The organism is Bradyrhizobium sp. MI1.11 (assembly GCF_055811255.1).
This window is the reverse complement of sequence record NZ_JBVVPM010000061.1, coordinates 33,037-45,383: the sequence shown is the minus strand read 5'-3', so window position 1 is coordinate 45,383 and position 12,347 is coordinate 33,037. Positions and strand designations below refer to the sequence as shown.

The window sequence follows — 12,347 nt, the reverse complement described above, 5'->3', positions numbered from 1 at the left end:
CCTTCACGCAACGCCATCGTAGAACTCGCCGCGCTCGCGCGCATGTGTCAATCAGGCGGCCTTCGTCGTATGCGTACTAGCAAGGTCCCGGTCGTGATGATGCTGCGGTAGAACTCAGGCGAGGTGTCCACGTTGTGATTGTAGAAATCGAGGCCGGCGTCGGCGAGCCGTGCGGCGTGCTTTGGCGTGAGCATGCCGAGCATTACGCACGTCTCCATGCCACAATCTTTAACGGCGGCAATCATATCGCAGACCTGATCGAGGTCGCGGTCCTTTGGATTGCGCAAGGAACCGGCCACGCAGAAGCGGGTCGCCCCGGCGGCCTTGGCCCGTTAGGCGGCGGCGACCACGTCAGACCGATCCATCAAGCGAGCCGCCTTCAGTCCAGTGGATACAAACAACACCCACATGCGCAGCTCCGGAAACTACACGCTTGCCCGGTATTGAAGGAGAAATATCGCCGAGTTGCGCGGGCCATCGCGCGCATATCAGGCTAATAGCCGGCCCGCCTTCCAGGATTTGATCGCAGCATCGAGGCACGCGCAACAACGCTGCCCGACGCGCCTCACCCAGGTCACTAGCCGATGCGTACGTAGTTGCGCCCCGTAGGTCCTTTACTGATGCGAGGATTTGGCCGCCCGCAATGTGTACCGGATCGACCGATCCGCTCTAATTCGTCACCTGGCCGATTCCTCGCTGGCGTTGTTATGCGCGTCACATTGCGCACAATAGACGAGCCGATTCTGCGGCGTGCCTTGCCGCTTCGAGAAGCGCAGCGGCCTTTGGTGCGCAGAGTGGTGCCCGCGGGCCCTTGGCGGGCCTGTGGCCGCCTAGGCTCCAGCGCCACTGCGCTCTCGATTACGTGCCGCGGCTCGAGTTGGCATCGATGCGGCCGGATCCGTTAAGACATGGCACGCATCTGCGCAAACAGAATTGCCGCTTCGGACGGCCCCAGCCCGACGATGCCCACGAAGGCTGACGGAGGCATCGGAATGACCTGACGGGTCGGCCTCCAGAGATGCAGGCAATAGCGACTGTTGTTCACATACTGTGACTGAGGAGGATGCAGCTGCATTACGCATTCCTCCTGATGCCAAAACAGATCTTTGGCGAGACACATCTCCTCCCAATTTGGAGATCGCCGTGGCGTCGACACAGAGACATGCTCCCATCCCGGACGAACGAAGCCGATGATCTTGAGCTGGCAGCCACAAGGCCCCTGCACGAAGAAGAGACCGGAAGGACCAGATCCGGGCGCGGTGGCGAACCGGCCATCGCGCACGCGTCCCGCTTCGAGCCTTTCTACAATTTGCTTCCTCACACCTCCTCCCTCTTTTGACCGATAGGGTCGAATCCGGCACCACTCGTGTTGTCCGACTCATACATCGACCGGCCGCCGCGCCGGCATGGGCAATCCCAACTACTGCGGACCATCTGCACCGAACTTAGTTGGAAGACGAACATCGGCTTTCTCCGGATCGTCCAGCGGAGAGTTTCTCCTGCAGTTTATCTTTCGACATCTGATCTTTCCTTGGATTTTCTCGTCATTCGTGCCTTCGTTGCGAACTTGCCTCATGCAGACAATCGGCACAGACATCTACGATGGTTGTCGCGGCAAGCCGGGCCTGCAGGAGCTGCTGCCGCCCCTTCGCCTAAACAAGTCCGCAAGGTATGGCGTTGGGCTAACCGTGCTTGATGCCAGAACCGACTGAAACGCCTCAGAGCAACAATGGCGGCGGAGGCCATTTGGCGCGGCATGATCCGGCGAACCGGCTAGTTTGGCACCAAACAAACGTCATCGGCTTCAGCACATGATGCAAAGCGACGCCAATGTCTCGCCAGTTCGTCAACGAGAGACTTTGCTCTTGCGACGATCTGACGGTGGGCTTTCATCTCAGTCCTTTTCATGTCGAGCGGTTAGCCGGCTTACCGCCTGAGACACCGTCAATGCGTCATCTATGTGGCCGGTCACAATGGATCCACGGCCAGGGAACGCGTGACGAAGTTTCGCAGTTCAGCCCTAGAGTGCCTCGAGCTCCAACACGGAGAGACTTCGCTGGCCGCCAGTCACAGTTCGCTCCGGTAGCGATCAGAACTGCCCGTCAAGCTGGCTTCTTTGCCGCCTCTCCGCGAGGCGAGCCAGCTTGTCATATTCCTCAGCGACCTTGAGGAGCCTGCATCTAGATGTATCGTCCTCGATCGACTCCGCTTTTAGTCGGGTCGTTTCCGCACGGCCTCGCCAATGTTTGGCGTCTGACAATAGATTTTTCTGCTTCATGCAAAAGAGGATGCAATGTTTAGATCAAGAAAATGCGACACGGCCCCTACGTAAGATCCCGTAGGCTGGCTTTCGCAAAAGCACCTCATCTGCCGTCAGCGCTGCCACTCGCTTTGTTAATGTCCGACATGCTACAAGCCGCTGGCAAGAGACGTAAGCGCGGCGAGTAAGCTTTACTGAAATCCCTCGGTTGAGAAGGCCGATTGGAAAGGCCACGCGAACGGAGCATGATGGACGAGATTTGGCTTCACCGGCCGCTGACGCAGAATTCTGCGCGAAATGCGCGGCTCTCGACATAAATGGCTTGAATCGGACGCAGCGTCAGATTGTAGGGTCTTCTTGCGAGCGAGCGTCCACGATCGCCTGCCGATGGCTTGGGAGCGACGACTTACAGACGGGACGCACGTGGCCTGTGCAGCAGACATATACGGTGTGAGGGCACCAGCGCTACCTGTCCGAACTCCAGTCAGCTTGCGTGAGCAATGTCGCGATCCGATTTCAGTTCGAGATCCTGGTCGGGGAAGGGTCGACAGATGACGCGCCCTGGACAAGCAGTCTCACTCGACCGCCTCCGCTTGGAGCAGCACGTTCGCGCGGAACACTCAGAGCCACCAAATCGAACGATGGCCACACTCGATGAGCTTCTCGCAACGATCAGCGACGCTTGCCGTTGTCAGGACGTGCGCGCATTCTCAGGTTCACTATTCGACGATTCCAAGCAGCTCACGAGATCAAATCGCGCACGCTTCCTGCGAAAGGCCGCGACTGCGTTCAAGATCGTATTTGTTCCACGATTCGAGGAAGACATCCGCCTCAAGCTAGCATCGAAATACGCCACAATATGTGATGCGCTCAGCCGGCAGTCTGGCGGTCAGGCAGGTACCGATCTTTCCAAAGCTCTGGCGGCTCAGCTCTCCCGCCTTAATAACGCACTGATGGAACAAGTCGACTTCACATCACTTTCGCTCTTTGCGTGTTCATTTGGCCGCCATCCTGGGTCTTCCGACTGCCGCGATGGCATGATCAGAATTGCTGAAGTTTGCCGCGACGAGAGCGAGCCCCTCCAGGACCTAACCGGCCAGCACCTATCATTGCTGATAAGCGGCTTTAGCAAGTGGCCGGATCAACCGGCGGTTCGTGAAGCCGCTCTCAGGATCGCAACTGAGATTTCTTGCCGGACGCGTTCGGATGATCGCCTCTCAGCGCTCACCCCGCGGCATCTATCAATGCTCGTGAACGGCGTCGGAAAATGGCTAGGAGAGGAACGCTTTCACACGGCAGTTGTGATCATCGCAGATGAGCTTGTGCGCCGAAGCGATCGACTCTCCGATTTTACCCAGGAACACCTGGCGAATCTGATCAGCGTCTTTAGCAAGCGGCCGGAAGATTCCAGTTGTCGCAAGGCAGCGATCGCGATCAGCAACGAACTTCTCCGCCGCTCCGATCAGCTCTCCGATTTCAGTCAGCAGCGTCTGGCTAAGCTCGTAAACGGATTCAGCAGGTGGCCGGGCGAGCTCGCGCCTCGGCAAGCCACCGCCAAGATTGCAGGAGAACTCGTTCGTCGCGGGCTTTCCGTCGATCACCATGAGTTGGCGAGTCTGGTAAACGGCTTCAGCAAATGGACGGCGGAGGTTGCCTGTCTCGCGGCGAGCGTCGCGATCGCGGATCAAGTCATCCGTCACGCTCGCGGTGCCGAGCGCCTCTCTTATTTTCGTTACCAGGAACTCGGGATGCTGGTAAACGGTTTCAGCAAATGGCGGCAGGACCCGAGCTGCCGCCAAGCCACAATTGAAATTGCCGGTGAAGTGCTCGCCCGCTGTGACCGCGCCGACGGCGTCTCCTGCATTACTGAACAGGCACTGGCAAACCTCGTAAATGGGTTCAGCAAGTGGCCACAACAGCTGTCTCTTCGCGACGGGACGGCTGCGCTCGCCCGGGAGGTCGTTTACCGTGCCCGACGGGCCGGTCAGCTCTGTGATTTTACGCAGCAAGGACTGGCTATTCTGTTGAACGGCTTTAGCAAATGGCCAACGGAAGTTCCGCTGCGCGAAGCTAAGACTGCGATCGCGCAAGAGGTCCTTTCTCGGGCCTGCCGTTCCGACCGGCTTTCCCATTTTACGCGTCGAGCACTGGCGATCCTCGCCAACGGCTTCAGCAAATGGCGACAAGAGGAGGTCTCTCGCCATGCGACGGTAGCCATCGCGGAGGAGATTCTTCGCCGCACTTTCCAGGTTTGTGATTTTAGCGAGCAGGAGCTTGCTCAGCTCATGCGTGCGTTCAGTCACTGGCCGAAGGAGGTCACCTCTCGCGAAGTCGCAGTCGTGATCTCCCAGGAGGTCCTGCGCCGCCTCACCGGGACTGCGCGTTTCACCGAGCAAGAGTTCGCACACTTGGCGAATGGGTTAGGCAAGTGGCCCGAAGTGGCGATCTGTCATCGAGCCGCTGCGGCTATCGGCAATTGGACAGCGCTAGGTGACCGACGATGAACACCATCACATGCGGCGTTTTGAAGCAAACGGAACACGGCTGTACACCGCTCGTAAGGCACGAAGGGCTGCGCTGGTCCAAAGGACGATAACTCAATGCAGGATCACGCGAGCAAGCGGCGCGACCAACGGCACCACACTTTTAGGCGCGAGGTGATCGTGATAGGCGACGAGATGGGCTCGCAACCTCGTTCAGCGGGGCGGATTTCTGGTCGTACTTTTAGCCATCGAGGCAATGATCCACGCGTAGTGAGTAGCGAGGTTTTGACGGGCGGCACTATGTCGAATGGTACATTGAACGGCCGCTGCAGATCTCTGCAGATGCTCGGCGCTCTGCGTTCAACGGCGTTTCCAGAAGAGCACGGAGGCGGCGTCATCGCCGCCGCTCTCGGCAGAGATGCATCAAGTGTTCGCTCACGCCGCAGCCCTTTCGGGCGGATTGCTTCCGAGCCCGCGTCCATCGTGTTTTTCGGGACGGCAACAGCGCCTCCAGAGTGCAGTGGCTTCTGCAGCTTTGGATGCCAAGCAGTCGTTCAACTGACGACCATGTAGCGCGAGCTCAAATCACAGGGAACTCTCTAATTATGCTCTGCCAGAAATGTCACAGAGATAACTGGTGCGAGATCGCAATGCACGATCCCTGGACCGGCCGACCAGTGATCACCTGCAACACTTGCGGCGAGTATGCCGAGTACAACAGCCTCCAGCGCAAAACGGCTCACGCGATCATGGCAGCTACCTTGGCCTGTAGCGTGAGCATAGAGGACCGGCGCGATCCCCGGGTGGTTGCTGATAGGATCTTGGATGCACTGGAGAATGCCGGCCTAACAGTCGCTCGCGCCTCAAGATGAATGGGGAGGAGCGCCGATCGGCGCCGCCTACGAGGCCCTGCCCGGCGATCAGAGAGCATGGGCTGCGCCGCTCGTTCCAACAGCCGTTTGATTGCCGGCAGACTTACTGCCTTTTCCCTGGCCGCTCTGGAGTTGCACGCGCCCATAGCAACTGTTGGAGACCAGCCACGATTATAGCAAACGCACCAATCCGGACCTAAACCGCGACGCTCTGAACGGGTCCAGGGCTGAGCACCGCTGGGCGCCGTCTTCCAACGCATGACGGCCCCCACATGGATCGAACCCGCAATGATCGTTGACCTGACGCGGCCTGCACCTGACGGCGCCTTTCGAGGTCCATCGTCCAAAGTTTGTCTGGAACGGCAAAGTCACTGCTCAGTGCCTTGGCGGGAATTGCACTCATTGACCAGAATAACCGCTGCCGATGGATCTCGTTTCCCATTCTGCCCCGCGGCACCAGCCCCGAGAAATCCCGGGAAACAGCCCCACCCAGACAGTGTAGCGGGAGAGCTCGGCCGGATAGACGAGGCGCCAATTCGCACAGATGCCACAGAGCATCCTCGCCATGGACGCTTGATTCGGCCGGCGAGCGCGCTCCTATTCCATGGACCTTTACAAGAACTTCATTGACACGCGTGGTCGCTCGTAGCACGACCAGCCGCCTCACCGCCGCGGCGTAGCTATGCCGGCACACTTGGGCAGACCCTGGCTGCGCAATTCCGCGGAGGACGAATAGCGAAAGCCAGCCGCTTTGGCGCAGCGCCTCCCGCCCTCCTCCCGTCGCGGCTGGCTCCTGGCGTGAGATATTCCCGCAATAATCCCCGCAGGGGATTGAATCGTACGTAGCGTCAGATTGTAGAGTGCCCCTGCTAGGTGGCTCCAATCGTCACTCGCCCTAGAATTCCTGTGGACAAAAGCGAAGCAAGCCGATCGCGTGTGATGAGAGGTGTTCTGCCAAAGCGGCTGAGGAATCGCGCTGAGTACGAAGGGACGCTGTTCCTGTTCTGTCTACGCAAATCGTCAAGTCGCATGACGTCACGATTGCCCAGATGTAAGAAGGACCAATCCAGCATTGGAGACTTCGAAATACGGTTGCGAGCGCCAAGTGCCAACGAGCCGCTGCGAGATTGATGCGCTATCCTGGAGCGGTGATGTGAGAAGACCCGATGGATCCAACACGGTGTTGCTCGTCGACCATTGTGAGGGCCAATGTCGGGCAATTGTTGGCTTCAAGAATGGCGATCCTGGAAGAGCGTATATGTGCGGGGAACCAATTGTGACGGGACTGCGCCAAAAGCCGTCATCATGGTGCGCTTATCACCATGTCCGAATGCACGTCATGCCATGGTCGGACGGACGCGCCCGTCCTTGAATGAAAGCAGACTAGAAGACAACGAGTAGTCCGGGACGAGCGCGCGGCATGGATAGCGGCTGATTGCGGCAGCAAGAGAGCTGCCGCTAGCTCCGCGAGCTGGGCCTGCTCGAGATGCAGGCCGGACGATTGCCCCAGGGCCGACGCCGATGCAGGCAACGAGCCCTTTAACACCCGACGAACGAGCATTGGAAACCTCATGTGATCGCCTTGGAACGGAAATGATGTGGAAGTTTAGACACGCGAGCGATCGAAGATTGATCTCGGCACCTTGATTGAGCGCTACGCGGCGTTCAAACCCGATAAGCCAGCGATCCATTTCGATGGCGCGCCTCTAAGCTCACGCCCCTTTTGGCGCATTCGAGCAGGCGGCGCGTGCTTGAACAGCCCGAGTCGGCTCCCTCCACGATCAGCTCATCCCGCGTGTTTCTGCCGCGGGGCTGCAACATGCGCGCCTTCCCCTTTGCTTGTCCGACCACCAACACGATCGTCCAGGAATTGATCGATGATACGGACTGCGCGACAGAGAACAACTTTCAAGGCTTTGCTTGCGCCGGCTTGCTCGCAGTCGCACCTGGATGAACAGCAAGACTAGAAAACTTCTAGGCAAGGACAAGGAATGAGGGACACTCCCTGGCTCGACGCGCAAGCTGAGCACGGAGAGACTGTAGAACGCTTCTCGACCAAATGGTCTGCTACCTCTTAGCTGCCCTGCAATTCATTGGGCCCCCCAAGCAATAGAGAAGCGCCTGACGAAGGCCGAACAAACTCTGCCGGACTACAAACTTTCGTATAGTCCTTCAAAACTCTTTCGAGGTGGAGGGTTTACCTCCGTACAGTTGAGCAATCGACGCAATACCTGTAGAGGTCCACACTTCGGCAGTTCGAGAGCGTGACGCTTCCGCATTTCGAAGAGCCAGACGCGATTGACGTCGTCGATCGGGGAACGACATTAGCCTGCGCAGAGGAATCATTTGTTAAACCAAGAGAGCAAACGGCAGGTCGCTCTAATCACCGGCGTGACCGGCCAGGACGGCGCCTATCTTGCTGAATACCTGTTGTCGCTCGGCTACATCGTGCACGGCATAAAACGGCGCTCGTCCTCGTTCAACACCGCACGGATCGATCATCTCTACCAGGACCCGCATCTCGGCAATGTGCCGTTCCTGATGCATTACGGCGACATGACGGATTCGACCAACCTGATTCGTCTCGTGCAGCAGATCCGGCCGACCGAGATCTACAATCTCGCCGCCCAGAGCCACGTCGCCGTCAGCTTCGAGAGCCCGGAATACACCGCCAATGCCGACGCGATTGGCGTGTTGCGCCTGTTGGAAGCGATCCGCATCCTCGGAATGGAGAACGAGACGCGGTTCTACCAGGCCTCGACGTCCGAGCTCTATGGCCTCGTGCAGGAGGTCCCACAGAAGGAGACCACGCCGTTCTATCCGCGCTCGCCTTACGGCGTGGCCAAGCTCTACGGCTACTGGATCACGGTGAACTACCGCGAAGCCTACGGCATGTTCGCCAGCAACGGCATCCTGTTTAATCATGAGAGCCCAATCCGCGGCGAGACTTTCGTCACCCGCAAGATCACCCGCGGCGTCGCCCGCATCGAGCTCGGGCTGGAGCAGACGCTCTATCTTGGTAACCTCGAGGCCAAGCGGGACTGGGGTCACGCCAAGGATTATGTCGAAGGCATGCACAAGATCCTCCAGGCCGACAAGCCGGACGATTTCGTGCTCGCCACCGGTGAGATGCGCTCGGTGCGAGAGATGGTCGAGCTTGCCTTTGCCGAAGTCGGCCGCCGTATCGAATGGAGCGGCAAGGGCATCGAGGAGACCGGCGTCGATACCAAGAGCGGCAACACCGTACTCCGGATCGATCGCACCTATTTCCGCCCCACCGAGGTCGATCTCCTGGTCGGCGATGCCAGCAAGGCGCGCAAGGTACTCGGCTGGACGCCCAAGCGGACGTTTGCCCAACTCGTCGCGGAAATGATGGCGAGCGACCTGGCGGATGCCAAACGGGATGTGGCCAGTGGCAAACGCACCATTTGAGCTGAAGGGCAGAAGCGTCTATGTCGCCGGCCACCGCGGCATGGTTGGCAGTGCGCTGGTGCGCCGGCTGGGGCGGGAGAACGTGAATCTCGTCACGGTGGACCGGCGCGAGGTCGATCTCTGCAACCAGGCCGCCGTGTTCGACTGGTTCGCCAAGACGCGGCCAGAGGTGATCTTCGTTGCTGCCGCCAAGGTCGGCGGCATTGTCGCCAACGACACGCTGCGTGCCGAATTCATCTATGACAACATCGCGATCGCGGCGAACGTGATCCATGCTGCGTATCTCAATGGCGCCGAGAAGCTGATGTTTTTGGGCTCCTCCTGCATCTATCCGAAGCTGGCGCCGCAGCCCTTGCGCGAGGACACGGTCCTATCAGGTCCGCTGGAGCCGACCAACGAGCCCTATGCGATCGCCAAGATCGCCGGCATCAAGATGGTGGAGGCCTATCGCCGCCAGTTCGGCAGCGACTTCATCAGCGTGATGCCGACCAATCTCTACGGACCCGGCGACAATTATCATCCCGAACTGAGCCATGTCGTCGCGGCGCTGATCCGGCGCTTCCACGAGGCGAAGGTCGCGGGTGCCAAAAGCGTTGCCGTGTGGGGCACCGGCACGCCACGGCGCGAATTCCTCTATGTCGACGACATGGCAGACGCCTGCGTGTACCTGATGAAGACCTATTCGGGAGCAGAGCTGATCAACATCGGCACCGGCGAGGACATCACCATCGCCAAGTTCGCGCGCGTCGTCGCAGAGATCGTCGGCTACAGCGGCGAGATCGCTTTCGACACCTCGCGCCCCGACGGCACGCCGCGCAAGCTGCTCGACGTCAGCCGCCTCGCAAAGCTCGGCTGGCGCGCGAGGACATGGCTTACAGATGGAATGCGGCAGACCTACCAGGACTTCTTAGCGGTATCGGCCAAATCGGACAAAGGAGAGAATCATGCAGCTGTTAATTGCTGACGGCGCTCATTGTCCGATTCCCAGAAAGTTGCTTCAGATCGTCTGGCGACTTCGATTAAGCTTCCGGTGTTGCTTTGAGCTCGCGCACGCCGAGTGACGCGTGCGCGATGGAAGGCCGGCACGACTACACCGGTCGATAAATAGCGAGCGAATTGGTCAGGCGCGTCTTGCGAGACGCTCTGTTTTGAAGTTGAGGTAAACTGGTTGCCATGTGCGGAATTGTAGGCATCTTGGGGCGCGGTCCGGTCGCGGATCGCCTCATCGATTCACTTAAACGACTGGAATATCGCGGCTACGACTCAGCTGGCATCGGAACGCTCAAAGGAAATCATATCGAGCTTCGACGCGCCGAGGGAAAGCTGAAAAACCTTGAAACACGTGTTCGCTGCCATCCGCTTTCAGGCCATGTCGGGATTGGGCACACGCGCTGGGCTACTCATGGCAAGCCAACCGAACACAACGCTCATCCGCATGCAACGGACAATGTTGCAGTCGTACATAACGGCATAATCGAGAATTTCCGGGAGCTGCGCGCGGAGCTGAAACAGCATGGCGCCTGTTTCGCCTCTGAAACGGACACGGAGGTGGTGGCGCATCTCATCGAGTCTTATCTGAAGAATGGCAGCTCGCCGCAGGAGGCAGTAAAAGCGTCCCTGCCGCGGCTAGTGGGCGCGTTTGCGCTTGCAATTCTGTTCAAGGGCCGACACGACCTCATGATCGGTGCGCGCAAGGGCTCACCACTCGCGATCGGGCATGGCGAAGGCGAAATGTATCTCGGATCGGATGCTATCGCGCTCGCGCCCCTTACCGACTTGATCACCTACCTTGAGGATGGCGATTGGGCTGTGCTCAACCGCAACTTCAGCGTGGTCTACGACGCACAAGGCACAGTCGTCCGCCGGGATGTGGTGAACTCTGGCGCGTCGTCGGCACTCGTCGATAAAGCGAACTACCGGCACTTCATGGCGAAGGAAATCCATGAACAGCCAGAGGTGATCGGGCAGACGCTGGCGCATTACGTCGATATTGCCCGCGAGAGCGTGGCACTGCCGCAGGAGCTTCCGTTCGACTTCAATGAGATCGGACATATCTCGGTCACGGCTTGCGGTACGGCAGGCTACGCCGGCCACATCGCCAAATACTGGTTCGAGCGGCTGGCTCGTATTCCGGTCGAGCTCGATGTCGCCTCCGAATTTCGGTATCGTGAGGCACCGATGCGCCAAGGAGATCTTGCTATCTTCATCTCGCAGTCAGGCGAGACCGCCGATACGCTGGCCGCGCTCCGCTACGCCAAATCGCAAGGTCTGCATACCCTCTCGATCGTGAACGTACTCAGTTCGACCATTGCGCGCGAAAGCGGGACAGCATTGCCGACACTCGCGGGGCCCGAAATCGGTGTTGCCTCGACCAAGGCGTTCACATGCCAGCTGGTCGTCCTGGCGGCGCTGGCAGTCGCTGCCGGCAAGGCCCGCGGTGAATTGTCGGAGAGCGACAGCATCGATCTGGTACGCGAGCTGATCGAAATTCCTCGGCTCGTTTCAGCGGCGCTGGCCAACGAGCCGCAGATCGAGAAGCTCGCACGCGACATCACCAAATCGCGTGACGTGCTATATCTTGGTCGCGGCACGTCGTTTCCACTGGCCATGGAAGGGGCACTGAAGCTGAAAGAGATATCCTATATTCACGCCGAGGGCTATGCGGCCGGGGAGCTCAAGCACGGCCCGATCGCCTTGGTCGACGAGAGTGTTCCCGTAATCGTCATCGCTCCTTCCGACCGGGTGTTCGAAAAGACCATCTCGAACATGCAGGAGGTCGCTGCACGCGGCGGCAAGATTATCTTGATAACGGACGCCAGGGGAGCCGCAGAAGTATCCATGGATTCACTCGCGACCATTGTGCTGCCGGAGATGGGTGCGACATTCACCTCGATTGTCTATGCGATTCCGGTGCAGCTCCTAGCCTACCACACGGCCATCCTCATGGGCACGGACGTCGACCAACCCCGAAATCTCGCGAAATCGGTAACCGTCGAATAAGGCAAAGTGATGCGACCTCGGTTGTCGTGGTCAGATTCCGAATGCGCAAGCCGCGGTCAGATCGACTCGCGATGTGCCGCCCAGCTCCAGGCCCCGATGCCACCGAGGCTTGTGCCTGTTCTTGCCCTGTTTACGGAGACGCCGGGTTTGGACCACATACGAACCGGAGCGCCACTCGAAGTACGAGGCGCGCCTCGCTCGAAGACAACGTGGCTGTTTACAAGCATAGCCATCGGCGCCGCGCTTGATCGCCGGCGCGCTCACAAAATCCTATCCGGCGAACCTCCGGTTAACTTTGAG

General features: G+C 59.1%; 5 protein-coding genes and 1 pseudogene. 4 read left to right on the top strand and 2 right to left on the bottom strand.

Translation table 11 applies throughout. From position 1 onward, the window contains the following. Nucleotides 1-68: 68 nt before the first annotated feature. Together AC0L30_RS36020 and AC0L30_RS36015 are read right to left on the bottom strand one after the other, a co-directional pair. Nucleotides 69-389 (bottom strand): annotated as a pseudogene (locus tag AC0L30_RS36020) (radical SAM protein); the annotation flags it as partial. 512 nt (nt 390-901) lie between these two features. After that, entirely contained in the window at nt 902-1,321 is a 420-nt protein-coding gene (locus tag AC0L30_RS36015) for a DUF7694 domain-containing protein (protein ID WP_473308667.1), read from the bottom strand. A gap of 1,580 nt (nt 1,322-2,901) precedes the next feature. Between AC0L30_RS36015 and AC0L30_RS36010 the strand changes: the two genes are divergently transcribed. The 4 genes from AC0L30_RS36010 to glmS all read left to right on the top strand — a co-directional run bounded on the left by AC0L30_RS36010 (nt 2,902) and on the right by glmS (nt 12,047). Continuing rightward, nucleotides 2,902-4,764 (top strand): hypothetical protein, encoded by a 1,863-nt coding sequence (locus tag AC0L30_RS36010; protein ID WP_473308668.1) that lies wholly within the window; start codon nt 2,902-2,904, stop codon nt 4,762-4,764. Nucleotides 4,765-7,961: 3,197 nt separating this feature from the next. Then, on the top strand, nt 7,962-9,047 hold the full coding sequence (gene gmd / locus AC0L30_RS36005) for a GDP-mannose 4,6-dehydratase (protein ID WP_473308669.1): 1,086 nt from the start codon (nt 7,962-7,964) through the stop codon (nt 9,045-9,047). Continuing rightward, nucleotides 9,019-10,011 (top strand): GDP-L-fucose synthase, encoded by a 993-nt coding sequence (gene fcl, locus AC0L30_RS36000; protein ID WP_473308670.1) that lies wholly within the window; start codon nt 9,019-9,021, stop codon nt 10,009-10,011. Before gmd ends, fcl begins: the two co-directional genes overlap by 29 nt. A 209-nt stretch (nt 10,012-10,220) precedes the next feature. Continuing rightward, complete coding sequence (gene glmS / locus AC0L30_RS35995) at nt 10,221-12,047, top strand: glutamine--fructose-6-phosphate transaminase (isomerizing) (protein WP_473308671.1); 1,827 nt, start codon at nt 10,221-10,223, stop codon at nt 12,045-12,047. Nucleotides 12,048-12,347 lie beyond the last annotated feature (300 nt).